At 28.9% G+C, this 16,536-nt stretch carries 13 protein-coding genes; 8 read left to right on the forward strand and 5 right to left on the reverse strand.

The window, feature by feature from the left end; all coding sequences use genetic code 11:
- The first annotated feature begins 1 nt into the window (after nucleotide 1).
- From gldJ to Q0T35_RS08215, 3 genes are all read left to right on the forward strand, one after another.
- Nucleotides 2-1,654 (forward strand): gliding motility lipoprotein GldJ, encoded by a 1,653-nt coding sequence (gene gldJ, locus Q0T35_RS08205; protein ID WP_293918947.1) that lies wholly within the window; start codon nucleotides 2-4, stop codon nucleotides 1,652-1,654.
- An 85-nt stretch (nucleotides 1,655-1,739) separates the two neighbouring features.
- Nucleotides 1,740-2,255 (forward strand): Smr/MutS family protein, encoded by a 516-nt coding sequence (locus Q0T35_RS08210; RefSeq protein ID WP_295842335.1) that lies wholly within the window; start codon nucleotides 1,740-1,742, stop codon nucleotides 2,253-2,255.
- Nucleotides 2,256-2,288: 33 nt separating this feature from the next.
- Complete coding sequence (locus Q0T35_RS08215) at nucleotides 2,289-5,129, forward strand: aminopeptidase (protein ID WP_295842342.1); 2,841 nt, start codon at nucleotides 2,289-2,291, stop codon at nucleotides 5,127-5,129.
- Here Q0T35_RS08215 and Q0T35_RS08220 read toward each other — a convergent pair.
- Together Q0T35_RS08220 and Q0T35_RS08225 are read right to left on the reverse strand one after the other, a co-directional pair.
- Nucleotides 5,110-6,276 (reverse strand): cysteine desulfurase family protein, encoded by a 1,167-nt coding sequence (locus Q0T35_RS08220; protein ID WP_295842345.1) that lies wholly within the window; start codon nucleotides 6,274-6,276, stop codon nucleotides 5,110-5,112. The two genes, Q0T35_RS08215 and Q0T35_RS08220, sit on opposite strands and share 20 nt — an antisense overlap.
- Nucleotides 6,277-6,926: 650 nt before the next feature.
- Entirely contained in the window at nucleotides 6,927-7,532 is a 606-nt protein-coding gene (locus Q0T35_RS08225; RefSeq protein WP_293918946.1) for a hypothetical protein, read from the reverse strand.
- Between the two features lie 276 nt (nucleotides 7,533-7,808).
- Here Q0T35_RS08225 and Q0T35_RS08230 point away from each other — a divergent pair, with 276 nt between their 5' ends.
- Nucleotides 7,809-7,985 carry a histone H1 gene (locus Q0T35_RS08230; protein WP_293919394.1) on the forward strand — a complete coding sequence of 59 codons (177 nt, stop codon included), beginning with the start codon at nucleotides 7,809-7,811 and terminating at the stop codon, nucleotides 7,983-7,985.
- A 431-nt stretch (nucleotides 7,986-8,416) separates the two neighbouring features.
- Here the strand turns inward: Q0T35_RS08230 and dctA are convergent, their stop codons facing one another.
- Nucleotides 8,417-9,718, reverse strand: a complete 1,302-nt coding sequence (gene dctA, locus Q0T35_RS08235; protein ID WP_295842355.1) for a C4-dicarboxylate transporter DctA — start codon at nucleotides 9,716-9,718, stop codon at nucleotides 8,417-8,419.
- Between the two features lie 321 nt (nucleotides 9,719-10,039).
- Here dctA and Q0T35_RS08240 point away from each other — a divergent pair, with 321 nt between their 5' ends.
- Together Q0T35_RS08240 and Q0T35_RS08245 are read left to right on the forward strand one after the other, a co-directional pair.
- The gene (locus Q0T35_RS08240) at nucleotides 10,040-10,966 is read left to right on the forward strand and encodes a ribonuclease Z (protein ID WP_293919240.1); all 927 of its coding nucleotides are present in this window, start codon (nucleotides 10,040-10,042) and stop codon (nucleotides 10,964-10,966) included.
- Nucleotides 10,967-11,107: 141 nt separating this feature from the next.
- A complete protein-coding gene (locus tag Q0T35_RS08245; RefSeq protein ID WP_295842366.1) occupies nucleotides 11,108-12,451 on the forward strand; it encodes an NCS2 family permease in 1,344 nt (447 codons plus the stop codon).
- Nucleotides 12,452-12,921: 470 nt separating this feature from the next.
- Here the strand turns inward: Q0T35_RS08245 and Q0T35_RS08250 are convergent, their stop codons facing one another.
- Both Q0T35_RS08250 and proB read right to left on the reverse strand, forming a co-directional pair.
- Nucleotides 12,922-14,175 (reverse strand): glutamate-5-semialdehyde dehydrogenase, encoded by a 1,254-nt coding sequence (locus Q0T35_RS08250; RefSeq protein WP_295842373.1) that lies wholly within the window; start codon nucleotides 14,173-14,175, stop codon nucleotides 12,922-12,924.
- A 3-nt stretch (nucleotides 14,176-14,178) separates the two neighbouring features.
- Nucleotides 14,179-15,255: a glutamate 5-kinase gene (gene proB / locus Q0T35_RS08255; RefSeq protein WP_295842390.1), complete on the reverse strand. Its 1,077-nt coding sequence runs from the start codon at nucleotides 15,253-15,255 to the stop codon at nucleotides 14,179-14,181.
- Nucleotides 15,256-15,487: 232 nt separating this feature from the next.
- On the opposite strand from proB, the gene Q0T35_RS08260 reads away from it, so the two are divergent.
- Together Q0T35_RS08260 and Q0T35_RS08265 are read left to right on the forward strand one after the other, a co-directional pair.
- The gene (locus tag Q0T35_RS08260; protein ID WP_295842410.1) at nucleotides 15,488-15,811 is read left to right on the forward strand and encodes a zinc ribbon domain-containing protein YjdM; all 324 of its coding nucleotides are present in this window, start codon (nucleotides 15,488-15,490) and stop codon (nucleotides 15,809-15,811) included.
- Nucleotides 15,812-16,080: 269 nt separating this feature from the next.
- Nucleotides 16,081-16,488 carry an Rrf2 family transcriptional regulator gene (locus Q0T35_RS08265; protein WP_295811127.1) on the forward strand — a complete coding sequence of 136 codons (408 nt, stop codon included), beginning with the start codon at nucleotides 16,081-16,083 and terminating at the stop codon, nucleotides 16,486-16,488.
- Nucleotides 16,489-16,536: the final 48 nt, after the last annotated feature.

Genomic DNA, 16,536 nt, shown 5'->3' on the forward strand with positions numbered 1-16,536 from the left:
AATGAGAATCGGGAAATTCATATTATCATTATTCATTGTTTCTTCAATTCCCTTAATCTTAATTAATTGCGGTGGTAGAAGAACGAAGCCTGGCGGTGGTACTAAAAACACAAAAAGTTTAACAGGTTGGAAAGCCAATGATAGAAACGGTTGGTTTTATAGCAATAAGAAAAAAACAGAGAAAGGCTGGGTAGGAATGGTATTTATAGAGGGTGGTTCATTTACTATGGGTTTAGTAAAGGATGATGTGATGCATGATTGGAACAATACCCCTAATCGTATGCAAGTTCGGTCCTTTTTTATTGGAGAGACAGAAGTAACCAACTATGAATATCGTGAATATGTAACTTGGTTGAAATACGTATATTCTCCAACGCAAGATAATTATAAAGATATTTATTTCGGTGCACTTCCTGATACACTTGTATGGAAAAATAAGTTATCAAGGAACGATGTTTATTCTGAAGATTATTTTAGAGCTCCTCAGTTTGATAATTATCCTGTAGTGGGAGTTAGCTGGTTGCAAGCGCAAAGATATTGTGATTGGTTGACAGATAGAGCTAATGAAAAAGAACTAATGAATAAAGGTATTATACCTAAGGATTATTATAGTAATCCTGAAAATAATGTTGGTTCAAATTCCTTTAATGTTGAAAAATATAAGTATAATGACCCTGAACTTGAAGGGATAGTTAATCAAGATAAAATAGCTAAACAGCGTGGAATAACTAGTAAAAATGAAAGAATTATTGCTGTTAATAAAAGTGCACAAGGTAATTTAGTACAAAAATTCAGGTTACCAACAGAAGCCGAATGGGAATATGCTGCATTAGCTGAAGCTGATAATAGACAATATAATATTATCGAGGGTAAAGATGTGATGATTAATAGAATGAGAGCTAAAAAGGGTAGAAATAAGGGGCAGTTCGAAGCAAATTTTAAATCAGGAGGCAGTGGAGATTATTCTGGAAGCGGAGGTTGGGCTAATGATGGTAATGCTATTACTTCTGACGTAAGATCTTATCCTTCCAATCCTTTTGGTCTTTATGGAATGTACGGAAATGTTGCTGAATGGACGCAAGATGTTTATAGACCTTTAATAGACACTGATTATAATGATTTCAATTATTATAGGGGAAATGTCTATCAACAATTTATCAGTGAGGCAGGAAGTCCAGGAAGATTCAAAAAGGTTGAAGATGGAAATATACAATATGATACCTTAGCGGATGGACGAAGACTATATAGAAATTTATCTGGTAAATTTGAAACCGAAGTTGTAGATGATGCTAGAAACTTTAGAGATGGAGATTTTCAATCATCATTAGAAGCAGGAGATGGGGTAATAGATTCAACAGGTGTATATAGTTTTTATAATTCCCCAATTAGAAATTGGATAGTGGATAAAAATGGTAGAGTTGTTTTAGAGAAAGATACTAAACAAAGAACCTCTCAAATTAGTAATGATTTAAGAGTTATAAAAGGAGGTTCTTGGAATGATACATCCTATTGGTTAGATCCGGGACAAAGAAGATATATGTTAGAAAATGAATCTGCAGTTTGGGTAGGATTTAGAGTAGCTCAAGACCATAAAGGTAAAGAATCTTCATCTACCAGAAATAAAAGAGGAGCTAGTAATAAGATTCCAAGGTAATAAGATATAAAAAACATATAAAGATATTTATCACTAAATTGAGAAGGCTATCAAAATGGTAGCCTTCTTTATTAATTTATAGTAAATGAAAATCGGAGATAAAGTAAGACTAATAGATGAAGAGGGGGGATATATCATAAAAAATATTACAGGGACTAAAGTTTTGTTATTAGATTCCTATGGTTTTGAAATTATTTATTCAATAGATAAAATAATTTCAGCTGAAAAATATGAAAATATATATAATGCTATTTCAAATGTTAGTACTAAAAAGGAAGATGTTTCTTCAAAAAAGAAAAATATATTTGCAAAAAAAAATGAAAAAGAAAGAATTATAGATCTACATATTGGAAATTTGGTTGATTCAGTAAAAAATTTAACACCTCATCAGATGCTTGAAAAGCAAATTAATCGGGCAAATGAAGAAATAAAGTTAGCTAAAATGGATAAAATAAATAAATTAATTTTTATTCATGGAAAAGGTAAAGGGGTCCTAAAAAAAGAAATTTATAAGATTTTAAATACTATTGATGACATTGAATTTTTTGAAGCTGACATTATAAAATATCGTTTTGGAGCTGTAGAAGTGAGATTCAAATAATCAAGTTTTTCTAGTGATTACTTTTTTACCCCTATGAAAATTAAAATTATAATAAAAATAATACTTTTCATTTTACCTTTATTTTGCTTAGCTCAAAGCGACAAGATATTTATTTCTGCTACTTTAGATAGCATAACTAAAAATATATCAGTTAAGCAAAAGATAACTTTTTTTAATAATACAGGATATACATTAGATAAAATATATCTGCATGCAGCTGCTAATTCCTATTCTAATACCAATACAGTTTTAGGAAAACGAAAGTTAGAAGATAGGAATAAATCTTTATATTTTTCAAAATATTTAAATAGAGGTAGAATTAATGATTTAACAATTTTTATAGATAAACGTCAACCTGTTTTTTTACTTAGAGATTTTGAATTTTATGAAATAAACCTTTTCAACCCTTTATTGCCTAATGATAGCATTTCTCTTAATTTGAACTACAATATTAAAGTACCTTATGATAAAATTACAGGATATGGATATTCATCTAAAGGAACGTATTTATTAAAAAACTTTTTTATACAACCTTTAGACTTTGATAAATCAAAACCTAAATTGGAATCTTTCACTGATACAGAATTTAATCCATATAGAAAAACAGATTATTCTATAGTTTTTTATTATCCTAATGATCTATATATAGAAGGAGATTTGATTAAAGAAGGAGATCATATTTTAAAAGGGACCAACTATGATGCAGTAACTGTTTTACTTACTAAAAATAAGCCTCTATCATTTTTATATGAAATAGATGGAATACAAACAGAGGTAACTATAGGATATCCGATTAAAGAAGAATTAAAAGAGTTATATTATAAAAATATTCAAAGAGAATTATCATTTTTAAAAGAAAAGTTAGGAACTCTTCCTGCAAAAATATTTATTAGCTCTAAAATAAAAAAAGATCGAAATTTTGTAGGAGTTGATAATATTAATTTATTTGGTCTTAAGGAATGGGTCATGTTTTCTGATGATATTAAAATTGACCTTAAAATGTTTCAACAAATTGCATATTTAACGATTAATCAAATCATTAAATTAGATAAAAATAAATATCATTGGATTTCAAATGGTTTGCTTACTTACTATCAATTAAAATATCTAAAAAAATACTATCCTGATACAAAATTATTGGGTGATTTACCGGATGATTTTAGTATACTGAAAATTAAACCCCTAAAATATTTTTTTATATCTAAAGTCCCTTTAATTGATAGGTATAAATTAGGTTATAGGTATATAGCCACACAAAATTATGATCAACCGATTAATGAAAATTTTTTAGAATTAAGCAATATAAATCAATATATTATAAGTGGATTTAAATCGGGATTAAGTTTTAATTTTTTATCTGAATATTTAAGTCAGGGCATTTTTGAAAGCTCAATTAGAAAACTTATACAAGAAAGAAGAGAAAAAGAAGTAAATGCTTTATATTTTCAAAAGTTCTTGGAAGATGTTTCTCATGAAAATTTAGATTGGTTCTTTCAAAAATACATTTCAACAAATGATCGTATCAATTTTAAGATTAAGAAATTCTATGATAATAAAAACGATACAAATAATATAAAAATACGTATAACCAATAAAACGGCTTTAGCTGTGCCAATTTTAATTACAGCCGAAAAAAACAAGCAAGTAATTAATCAAAAATGGATTTTTTCAACGAAGAAAGATTCTGTATATACATTTATAAATGGTGATTACAGCAAATTGCTTATTAATAAAAATTATATTTTTCCTGAAATTAATGATAATGATAATTTGTTAAATACAGAAGGAATTTATAAAAACAAAAAAAAATTACAGATGAAATTTTATGCAGATGTTGATAATCCTAATTATACACAAATTTTCTATGAACCTAATATCAATTGGAATGATTATGATAAATTTATTTTAGGATTACGCTTTTATAATAGTTCTCCTTTTTCAAGACCGTTTGAGTATTCTTTTTCTCCAACATACTCTACTGGGACAAAGAGTTTGACAGGAGCAGCATCTATAAACTACAATTACGATATGGAGAGCGGTATTTTTAGGAGAATATCATTAGGATCAGGTTATAATTTTTATCATTATGATAAAGATTTGAGTTATAAAAAGTATTCGGGAAATTTAAACTTTCTTTTTAAGAAAAGACCGAGATCAGAAATTAATAGAACTATAGGAATATCATTTAATAGTGTTGAGAGAGAAAAAAATCCTTCAAAATTATGGGAAAAAGATGACTATTCGCATTATAATCTTATTGATATTTCTTATTCCCATTCTGATAACAGACTAATTAATGAATGGTATAGTAAAACTAATTTTCAACATTCTAATATGTTCAATAAGATTAGTTCGGAAATATATTTTAGACATGAATATGCACCCAATAAGAAAATAACCTTGCGATATTTTGGCGGATATTTTATAACCAATCATTCAAATTCTACTTATTTTGATTTTGGGGTGGATCATATAACCGATTATAGCTTTAATTATATGGATTATTTAGGAAGATCTGCAACCAGCGGACTATTTTATCAACAATACATAATGGCAGAAGGAGGTTTTAAATCTATATTGGATAAATCTGCTAATAAATGGATTACCTCTTTAAACGGGGAAATACATTTATGGAAGCTTTTAGATCTTTATGCAGATATTGGCTTATACAATAATAAAGCAAAACCCACTAAATTTATTTATGACACAGGAATTAAACTTAACATTATACCTGAATTTCTTGAATTTTATCTTCCTATTCAATCAACATTAGGTTTTGAACCTGCAAAGGATAGCTATTTCTCACATATACGTTTTACCTTTAACTTTAATTTGAGCGCAGTAATCAACCATTTTAGGAAAGGATGGTACTAACTTTATTTTCTTGTATTTCTGAAAGAATGTCTATTAGTACATCAATTTCTTCAATAGTATTATAATGACTAAAAGAAATGCGTAAAGTTGTTGTGTTTTTTAGTTCATCTTCACCGTAAAGTTGTAACATCGTTTTTGATGGCTTAGAGGCTCCTGATGCGCAAGCACTTCCTTGTGAAACGGCAACTCCTTTCATATCCAATTGAAAGCCTACCATGGTATTAGGGAAAGGAAGCAAGATACTTAAAAGCGTATAAATACTTTTATTAAAATCCGTCCCGTGACCGTTAAAAGAAACACCTTTTATCTTTTTTAATAGCTGATCTATGGTGTAACGTTTCAATTCTTCAATAGTTTTTCTCCTCTCATTCAACTCTTTCATAGCCATATCAAAAGACTTTCCTAACCCTACGATACTATGTACGTTTTCTGTACCGGCACGCATATTGCGCTCTTGAGCACCGCCGGTCATAATTCCTTTTAAACCGGTCGATTTTCTTATAAAAGCTATACCTATTCCTTTGGGGCCATGAAATTTATGGGCACTGCAGGAAGCAAAATCAACAGGAATTTTAGAAAAATCTAAAGGATAATGTGCCATAGTTTGCACTGTATCTGAATGGAATAAAGCATTATATTTTTTGCATAATTTTGCAATATATTCTATATCAGTCAAATTTCCTATTTCATTATTGGAATGCATTAAAGAGACCAGAGTAGGAATGTTATCTTGTAGCAAATTTTCTAAGTGAGAAAAATCTAAATCTCCTTGTTTATTTAAAATAGGAAGAAAGACTATTTCCAATTCAAGATGTTTTTCTTTTAAATCTCTTACCGTTTCTAAAACAGATTTATGTTCCAATGGCGAAGTGATTATCCTTCTAATATGCAAATTTTCTACACAGGAACGTATAATTAAATTATTGGATTCAGTACCACAACTTGTAAAAATAATTTCGTTTGAATTAACATGTAACCATTGAGCTAAATTCTTGCGAACAGTTTCAATTTTAGATTTACTTTCCTGTCCAAAACTATGAATGGCTGATGGGTTACCAAAATCTTCTTTCATTGATTGGATCATTGCTTCAATTACCCTCTCATCGATTACCGTTGAAGCGGCACTATCCAAATATATCTTTTTCATTTCGCTCATTGATTAATTCAAAAAAATTAAAGGAATATTAATTATTTTCTATATTTTATTAAATAAATGTGTTTTTTTATATATCGTTTATTTACAATCAATTTCTTTCCTGTAAATCCAATATAACTTGTAAAGTGCAAAGGTACGATATAAAATCAGATAAGTGAAATTTAGAATTATAGAATTGTTCAGTTTAATTAAGAAGTAAATCGCTTTATTTTCTGACTTTGAAAAAGCAGGATAATATGATTTTAATTAATCAAATTCATTCATCATTTATTTTTTTAACTCTATAATTTTTAGAGTATTTCTTATATAATGACACTATCAACGATTAAATTTTATACTACTTTTTAACATATAATAATCACCTTTTTTACTACAATTAAGTGGTAAGCTAATAGAGCGTATTATCCCTTATTTACAAAAGAATATAACTAATCAAATAAGTTTGAATAATATAAAATCAAGATTTACCTTTTTTAGATCATTATTTAAAAGCGACTAGATCACCAACTAGGTTATCAGTCTTATAAATTTAAGTACTTTCTCATCACCATCAATAAAGATGTAGACGTTATCTAAACGAGGATAATATTGTTTGAATTCTTCACGGCAAAAATGAAAAACTAAAGCCTCTTTATTGCCTCCTAAGTCCACAGTCTTATAAATTTAAGTACTTTCTCATCACCATCAATAAAGATGTAGACATTGTCTAAATAAGGATAGTATTGTTTGAAAAATTTTCCACTTTCTGTACATGCAGGACAAAAATGAAAAAATAAAGCCTCTTTACTGCATCCTAAGTCCATAAAATCCTCCCAATAGAATACACCTTCTATGTCGATCGATTTTATATAAATGCCTTCTTGAAAAAAAGCACAATAACATTCAACTGGCCATTTAACTTTTTTGTAAAGCTTTTTAATTGAGCGTATTTCCAGATAGATTTGTACGTAGCGTCTAACAAGATAGATTATAGCAACTGTTCCAATTAATGGGATTAAACTAAAAAGCCTTGTTAAGCCCTTAGTTAAAGTAAAAAAAGTTGAAAAAAGAAAACCTACCAATATAAAAGCAATGACTGAACCAGCCAATATCATGAATGCATATTTAGGTAAATATAGACGATGAATAATGCGTGGAATTTTTGCAAACAACGCCTGTTGAGAATCGTAAATAAATGTTCGCTCAAATAGAAAATTAGCTTTATTAGGATCAAAAGCATAATAAGGTTTTTTAATTCTTTCTTTCATTGATGTTCTTATATATTGTATTATATGTGACGGGCAACAATATTATAAAAGAGAATGATTAATTGCAAATTATTTGATAAAAGATATAATTTTAAGGAATAGCTTTCTCCAAATGTACAATAAATCGATATATACTTGACTGACCTATTCTAAAGTTGATACCATTTTAAAAATGACAGCATTGGAGTAGAGTAGGATTGCAGAAATTATAGTTACTCTGTTTGCATTGTATTAATTGTTATATTTGGCACCTCTAATTTAAAAACAATTGGAACAATGAAAAATTTATTAGAAAACATCAACAATCTGATTGCAGATTTTCAAAAAGATGCAGAAATGCAAGTAGAAAATGGCAACAAGGCAGCCGGAACTAGAGCCAGAAAAACCTCTTTAGCTATCGAAAAAGCTCTCAAAGAATTTAGAAAGCTCTCAATTGAGGATTCAAAGAAATAATAGAGATTATTTAAGTAGAAAAAGGTTATTCCAAGCATTGGAATAACCTTTTAGTTTTTATGGTTTGTAATAAAATATTAATCTACCTTCATAACTAAATAGCTATTTGTATCTATAAAAATAAAGTAGATTAGGCATATCAGTTTTTACAAAATTTATATTTAGTATTAAAGATTGAAAATCAATCTAATATTATAAAATTGAAAAATATATCAATAGTATTTGGATTTAGTCAATATTTAAAATAAAAGAATCAGTTTATAAATTATAGTATATTAGGTATATATAAAAAGTCCTAATAAAAATTACCAGGACTTTAAAATTATTATTTTTATAACTTTATTTAATTAATATAATCTGAGTTTTTATAAAGATAAAGGCTCTTATAAATTAAATTTTATGCGCAGATTTTTTAATAAATAATTAGTAAGTTAAGACTTATTTGAAATTAAAATAGTTTCTGCTTTGGTATAATCAAATTCATTTTCTCTTCTGGCAACTATGATAGTGGCAGCTGCATTACCTATTAAATTGGTTAATGCTCTAGCTTCACTCATAAATTTGTCAATTCCAAATATTAAAGCGACAGCTTCTACAGGAACATGTCCAACCACCGGCAAAGTGGCTGCAAGAGTAATAAATCCACTACCAGTAACACCAGCGGCTCCTTTAGAAGTTAAAAGTAACACTAAAAGAAGGGTTATTTCCTGTTGTAAGTTCAAATGCATATCTAGGGCTTGTGAAATAAATACAGCAGCCATAGTAAGATAAATGGAGGTTCCATCCAAATTGAATGAATATCCGGTAGGAATTACCAAGCCTACCACCGACTTAGAACACCCTATTTTCTCCATTTTACTCATTATACCCGGCAAAGCAGATTCTGAAGAAGAAGTTCCTAGAACAATTAAAAGTTCTTCTTTAATATAGCGTATAAATTTAAAAATATTAACTTTATTGTAATAAAGAACTGCACCGATTACTCCGCATATAAATACAATACAAGTTAAATAAAAACATAGGATCAACATTCCTAAGTTACTTAAAGCTTTTAATCCGTATACGCCTATTGTATATCCCATAGCTCCCATAGCACCTAAAGGGGCCAAATACATAATTATTTTAATTATAGCAAAAAGCCCATCTAGAAAAGATTGCAATACGGATAAAACCGGTTTAGAGGCTTTAGTTCCGATTTTAGTCATGGCAAAACCAAATAAAATCGCAAAAACTAAAACTTGCAATAAATTATTTGAAGCTATAGAAGCAATAACGTTTTCTGGAATCATATCTAAAATAAATCCTACAATTCCATGATCTTCTTTGCTTTTTTCTATATAAACGGACATAGATGAAGAGTCCAGAGCATAAGGATCTACATGCATACCATCTCCGGGTTTTAATACATTTACGAAAATTAAGCCGATTATTAAGGCTATTGTTGTCATAATTTCAAAATAAACAATAGCTGTTAAACCAACCTTACCAACCTTTTTAGTATCTTCCATGCCTGCAATTCCAAGTACAATAGTGCAAAAAATCAAAGGTCCTACAATCATCTTAATTAGCTTGATAAATCCGTCCCCCAATGGTTTCAGCATTTCACCGAGTCCAACACTATGTTGTTTGACACCATTAACTACAGTATCTTCACTCGGGAAAAAATAGCCTATAAAAATACCTATAATTATGGCGATTATAACTTGTACGTAAAGACTTTTTAGTATTTTCATTATGTTTTATTTTATTGAGGTGAGTAATATAAGAATAATATATTTGAATTGTTATAAATAAAATGTTTTTTATGAAAAAACATTTAATAGTGTGTGTAATATATTGGTATTTAGTGAGTTATTATAAAGAAAATAGCTGAATTTATATCCCATTTTTAGTCTTATATTTGTAAATATGCTTTAAAAAAGAAAAAAAAAAGAAAAAAAAAATACCTTTAAATATCATATTTTTATTTAACAAATGAAAAAAATCATGTATTTTTATGAAAAATATTAGTGAGTAAATAGTTTATTACTATTAAAAAACACGATATAAATTTTATGGAACTTACTATTTTAGGTTTTAATTCTGCAATTCCAACTATACGCACAAATCCTACTTCTCAATTATTACGTTGTGGAAATGAAAATTTTTTAATTGATTGTGGTGAAGGAACTCAAGTACAACTAAGAAAAGCAAAAGTTAAGTTTACCAGTATTAACAACATATTTATATCTCATTTGCATGGAGATCATGTATTTGGATTAATTGGACTTATATCTTCTTTTCATTTATTGGGAAGAACTGAGCCCTTACATATTTATGGTCCCAGAGGTATAAAGAAATTAATTGAAACTCAGTTACTACTAACCGAAAGCATTAATTATTTTGAAATTAATTTCATTGAGTTAACCTCTCAAGAAAGTGAATTGATTTACGAAGATAATAAAATGAGTGTATGGACTATTCCATTAAATCATCGCATTTATACAAATGGTTTTTTATTTAAAGAAAAGGTAAAACCGAGAAAGCTAAATATGGATGTGATCAATTTATATCCGGAAATCCAAACATGTGATTATCATAACTTAAAATTGGGTAAAGACTTTATCTCAGAAAAAGGTGAAATAATAAAAAATGAATTTTTAACCTTACCTCCTAAACATTCTTTTAGTTATGCCTTTTGCTCAGATACGAAATTTATTCCTCACATTATATCCCAAATAAAAGGAACGGATGTTTTATATCATGAAGCTACATTTTTAGATGATTTAAAAGAGCTGGCAAGTAAAACAGGTCATACTACAGCCTACCAAGCAGCGCAAATAGCAAAAGGTGCAAAGGTGAAATTGCTAATATTAGGGCATTTTTCTAATCGGTACACAGATCTTTCTGTTTTTAAAGAAGAAGCAGAAAAGGTTTATCCTAACACCATTATACCTGAGGAGCTATTTACTTTAGATTTTAATGAATTACCTCTTAGTTGAATAAATAAATGATCCGGAATAATTTACTATATATGCTAGATAAATAGTTAATAAAATAATTAAGATTTATAAAAAAATAAGGCTTGTATCATTTTTTTGTTAGTACTTTTGTTTTTTACTAAACTAAACTAGACTGATAACATGAAAACTTTTTTAGATGGATACTTTAAGCTATCCGAAAAAGGAACAACTGTTAAAAAAGAATTAATAGCGGGTGTTATAACTTTTTTAACTATGTCCTACGCGTTAATTGTAAATCCAAGTATTTTATCGGAAACAGGAATGGACAAGGAGGCTCTCTTTACCGGGACTGCACTTGCCATTATATTTGCTACTTTCTTAATGGGAATACTTGCCAAATTACCAATCGCTCAGGGGCCGGGAATGGGATTGAACAGTTTTTTTGCTTTCTCTGTTGTTTTAGGACTAGGATATTCTTGGCAATTTGCTTTAACTGCAGTATTCATTGAAGGCATAATTTTTATTTTACTAACCTTTCTCAACATTAGAGAAATGATTGTAAAAAGCATTCCCAAAGTTCTTAAGGAGGCTATTCCGGTTGGAATTGGATTATTTATTACATTAATAGGATTAAAAGGAGCGAACATTATTGTTTCTGATCCGAATACATTTCTTGCCCTAGGGGATTTCAAAATGCACTCAGTTTGGATTGCTTTTGCGGGCTTATTTGTAACAGCTGTTTTACATTCACGTAATATAAATGGATCTATATTGGCCGGAATTGTGGTATCAACAGTATTTAGCTATTTACTTGGAGATATAAACCTTCCGAAATCTTTTGTAAGTATGCCTCCATCAATTAAACCGATATTCGGTAAAGCGATCGAGCCCATGTTTTCTTCCGAAGGTTGGGATAAGATATTTTCAGTAGATATGCTTATTGTCGTATTTACCTTTTTATTTGTTAATTTATTTGACACGATCGGAACCCTAATAGGAGTAGTTTCCAAATTAGGATTAACAGATGAGGAAGGAAATTTTCCACAAATGAAAAAAGCATTATTTTCGGATGCTTTAGGTACAACAGTAGGTGCAATATTGGGTACAAGTACTATAACTTCTTATGTTGAAAGTGCCTCAGGGGTAGCTTCAGGCGGAAGAACCGGTTTAACAGCGTTAAGTACGGCATTTATGTTTATCTTAGCATTGTTTTTAGCACCAATATTTTTACTCGTTCCGGCAGCCGCAACTGCTCCAGCTTTAATAATTGTGGGACTTTTTATGATTTCATCAGTTGTAAAAATCGATTTTTCAGACGTAACAGAAGGATTACCCGCTTTTTTAACTATAATTTTTATGCCGTTTACTTTTAGCATAGCTGAAGGAATTGTATTTGGTATGCTTAGTTTTACATTTTTAAAAGTTTTTGGTGGAAGATATAAAGAAGTTACTCCTACAGTTTATATAGTATCTTTACTATTTCTTATAAAAATTGTGCTTGATGCAGCTCACGTGATTGGATAATATAATAATTGACCAATAGTAATTATTGATGCTTGAATTTTTGCTTTATTTTATTATTGAAAATAGCGGTTATTAAAACATAAAAAAGTAATTTAGGAAGCATTAGATTTTTATTTTATCCTAAAATCTAATGCTTCTTTAATATTATAATTAATTGAGCTAAATAAACTCTTTAATCAAATGCATTTTTTCTATGATCTTTATATTTTGAAATTCTATAAAATAGATAATCTAGTAATAAGTTGAACGTAAGCGAAAAGTTATATTTCTAATAACTAAATAAAATAGTCTAACTGTACAATTCTCAAAAAAGTAAAAAAATTGTCATTAAAATATGATAAAATGAATCTAATATAAAATCCTTAATGAACTTACTCGTATTGATAAGAAAAAAAAATTTAATTTCGATTGCTTTAACCTATTTGACACTTAGCTTCATAAAACAGGATAATTTGTTTCAATTTAAATTTTTACGATCGTATTTGACCATTACCTTCTACAATCCATTTATGCGTGCAGAGTTCTTCCAGACCCATAGGACCACGGGCATGCATTTTCTGCGTACTAATTCCTATTTCTGCCCCCATATCAAATTGCGCGCCATCAGTAAAAGCAGTAGAGGCATTCGCATAAACACAAGCAGCATCTACCATTTTTTCAAAAATATTTATACAATCTCTATTCTCACTTATAATGGCTTCACTATGTTTAGAACCATAAGTAGTAATATGATCTATGGCTTCTTCTAACGAATGAACTGTTTTAATTGCCATTTTATAATCCAAAAATTCTGTTCCAAAACTCTCTTGGGTTGCTTTACATAATAATTTTGATGGATAAAAGTTAATCAATTCATTATATGAACATTCATCTGCATAAAGGATTACTTCTTTTTCTTCCAATTTTTTACATAAGTCAGGAAGATCATTAATTCTTTCACTATCAATAAGTAAGCAATCAAGTGAATTACATACACTTACTTTTCTAGTCTTTGCATTGAAAATAATTTTTTTACCTATGTCCAAATTTCCATCTTTATGAAAATAAGTATGACACACACCTGCGCCAGTTTCTATAACCGGAATGTTTGAATTTTCACGTACAAAATTTATCAATCCTTTGCTTCCTCTTGGAATAATGAGATCTACATAATTTGATGCATGTAATAAGGCTAGAGTTGAAGAACGATCATTTGGCAAAAAAGTACATATATTCGGATTGATGTTTTCATTTTGTAAAACTTTTTTTATAATGGTAACAATGGCCGAATTGGAAAAGTAAGCATCCGAGCCTCCTTTTAATATACATGCATTACCGGATTTTAAACATAGGGAAAAAACATCAAAACTCACATTAGGCCTGGCTTCGTAGATAATTCCTATAACTCCAAAAGGGACTGATATTTTTGATAAATTAAGACCATTAGGCAAATTTTTTTCAATCATTTTTTTTCCGATGGGAGAGGGAAGGGTGGACACATTACGAATGTCTTTAATAATATTGAAGATACGTTCCTGAGTAAGTAACAATCGATCAAATTTTGGGTCACTAGAGGGCATTCTCTCCGTATCTTTTTTATTTTCGGAAAGTATATAAGAAACCGAATTTTCAGTTTCTTTAGCAAGTGCTTGTAACACTTGAGTGATCTTTTTTTCCTCAATAAGTTGTAATTCTTTTGAGGCTTTAGCCGATAAGGAGAAAATATTTTGATAAATGGAAGACATATTTTATTTTTCAATATATAAATAATCGTAATGAATGAGAGCTTTAGTATGGGCTTTCCCTAGAATTTCTTTTGCTTCTTTACTGGTATAAGAGGATCGTCCAACTCCAATTTGTTTGCCAGTGTGATCAATAATACGTACAATATCATCAATTTCAAAATTACCTACTATTTTTGTTACACCAACTGCCAATATACTGACGGCCTTATAATTTATCAAAGCCTCTCTTACTCCTGCATTGATATGAATTTCTCCTTTTGCAAAACCTTCAGAATGTGCAATCCATTTTTTTACGCCGGAAATTTCTTTAGTAGAAGGAATAAATCGAGTGGAAGGAACTTTTCTTTCATTGACCAGATAAGATATAATATTTTCAGTTCTTCCATTAGCGATGATAACTTCAATTCCTTCCTCAGCTACTTTACGGGCTATATTGTATTTAGTTATCATGCCTCCTCTCCCGGTAGTAGATCTTGAAGACTGTATATATTTTTCAATAGTTTCCTTTTTAAAATCAATTTCTTTTATAAGCTCAGATTCAGGGTCTGAAGGATCGCCGGTATAAATTCCATCTATATTACTTAAGATTATCAGTTTTTTACAATCCATCATTGCAGAGATAAGACCGGATAATTCGTCATTATCGGTAAACATGAGCTCATTTATAGAAATAGCATCGTTCTCATTTACAATTGGTATTACCTTATTTTCTAGCATAACATTCATACAATTTCGTTGGTTAAGATAATGACGACGAGTAGAGAAGTCTTCTTTGGTTGCCAAAATTTGTCCGCATAGGATACCATGTTGTTTGAATAAATCATAATATCTATGAATTAATTTAACCTGTCCAACCGCAGAATATAATTGACGTGCAGAAATACTGTCTAGCTTAGCTCGGGTATTAATTTCATTTCGTCCTGATGCTACTGCTCCTGAAGATACCAGAATAATTTCCATATTATTTTTATGAAGCTCCGCAATTTGATCAACTAAGTTTGACATTTGTGTAATATCAAGTGTTTCATCTTCACGGGTTAACAGCTGACTTCCTATCTTAACAACAATTCTTTCTTTCATGCTAAATGAATTTGACCGATTAAGACAAAGATAACTTTTTATTTTGACTTAAAGAATCTTATCACCACCTGAAACTTTATATATAAATTATGATTATATAGATAAAAAATTTACTTAAGTACTTATAAAAATAGCTCAGGAAATAAGTGTTTATTCAATATTTGTTCTCCGAGTTTAAAAAAGTTATATTTGTGGGCCAATTAATTTTGTTAATCAATTAAATGTAAAAATAATGACAGATGTAGTAAAGTGCCCCAAATGTTCAATGGAAAATGTTTATTTTGACGGTACTTCTAATGTATGTCCCGATTGTTTCTATGAATGGTCAGGAGATGAAACCGCAAATAATACAGTAGTTAAGGATAGCAACGGAACTGAACTTCAAGATGGAGATGCTGTTACAGTAATTAAAGATCTTAAAGTGAAGGGTTCTTCCATGGTTATTAAAAGAGGAACCAAAGTAAAGAGTATTAGGCTTACCGATAACCCTGATGAGGTAGATTGTAAAATTGATGGATCAAGCATTGTTTTAAAAACTTGTTTTCTTAAAAAATAATTTAAAAATATTTTTCCTTTCAAAAGAGCTTTTCTAAGAAGCTCTTTTTTTATATATTCTTTTCCTATTTAAAAAACTTAATATCTAATTAATAAATTTATACATTTTTTAATTTTCATTAAAAATATATTAAAATTATTTAGATAATCTTATAAAATCATAATTCTTAATTTGTTTAATATATATTATAAGAATAAAAATATTTTATTTTTATGTAAATATTTTAAAAAAAATACTATCTTTGAACTGTAATTAAAAATATTACAGTAATGAATGACCGTCATTTTACAGTTTCTTTACACATACTTACTCTAATGGCTAAAAATATAGATCAATGGCTTCCATCTAGCTATATAGCGGGAAGTATTAATGTAAATCCTGTACTTGTAAGAAACGAATTATCCAATTTGCAAAAATACGGATTCATTGAAACTAAAGAAGGTAAAAACGGAGGGAGTAGATTGCTAAAATCACCTGAAAACATTGTATTATCTGATATCTATTCAAGTATTTATAAACAAACATTATTAGGCAAACTATTACCTTCTCCTAATCCGAAATGTTGTGTAGGGAAAAAAATAAATCAAAACATAACTGATTTAAATCAATCTATTGAGGAGGTGATTATTAAAAAACTTGAGGGGGTGTCCCTTCAGGATTTTAGTATGAAATTTTGATAAAATATCATTCTTCATAAGTTATTTATATAATATGATACATAAAAA

Origin of the sequence: uncultured Apibacter sp., assembly GCF_946479295.1 — a bacterium.
In the GTDB taxonomy this organism is placed as follows: domain Bacteria; phylum Bacteroidota; class Bacteroidia; order Flavobacteriales; family Weeksellaceae; genus Apibacter.

Bases quoted from the DNA above. Each gene is read 5' to 3' on its own strand.
- Q0T35_RS08240 (WP_293919240.1), top strand. From the start codon at position 10,040: ATGGAACTTACTATTTTAGGTTTTAATTCTGCAATTCCAACTATACGC.
- Q0T35_RS08250 (WP_295842373.1), bottom strand. From the start codon at position 14,175: ATGTCTTCCATTTATCAAAATATTTTCTCCTTATCGGCTAAAGCCTCA.
- Q0T35_RS08215 (WP_295842342.1), top strand. From the start codon at position 2,289: ATGAAAATTAAAATTATAATAAAAATAATACTTTTCATTTTACCTTTA.
- Q0T35_RS08230 (WP_293919394.1), top strand. From the start codon at position 7,809: ATGAAAAATTTATTAGAAAACATCAACAATCTGATTGCAGATTTTCAA.
- Q0T35_RS08245 (WP_295842366.1), top strand. From the start codon at position 11,108: ATGAAAACTTTTTTAGATGGATACTTTAAGCTATCCGAAAAAGGAACA.
- Q0T35_RS08210 (WP_295842335.1), top strand. From the start codon at position 1,740: ATGAAAATCGGAGATAAAGTAAGACTAATAGATGAAGAGGGGGGATAT.
- Q0T35_RS08220 (WP_295842345.1), bottom strand. From the start codon at position 6,276: ATGAAAAAGATATATTTGGATAGTGCCGCTTCAACGGTAATCGATGAG.
- Q0T35_RS08225 (WP_293918946.1), bottom strand. From the start codon at position 7,532: ATGAAAGAAAGAATTAAAAAACCTTATTATGCTTTTGATCCTAATAAA.
- Q0T35_RS08260 (WP_295842410.1), top strand. From the start codon at position 15,488: ATGACAGATGTAGTAAAGTGCCCCAAATGTTCAATGGAAAATGTTTAT.
- dctA (WP_295842355.1), bottom strand. From the start codon at position 9,718: ATGAAAATACTAAAAAGTCTTTACGTACAAGTTATAATCGCCATAATT.
- Q0T35_RS08265 (WP_295811127.1), top strand. From the start codon at position 16,081: ATGAATGACCGTCATTTTACAGTTTCTTTACACATACTTACTCTAATG.
- gldJ (WP_293918947.1), top strand. From the start codon at position 2: ATGAGAATCGGGAAATTCATATTATCATTATTCATTGTTTCTTCAATT.
- proB (WP_295842390.1), bottom strand. From the start codon at position 15,255: ATGAAAGAAAGAATTGTTGTTAAGATAGGAAGTCAGCTGTTAACCCGT.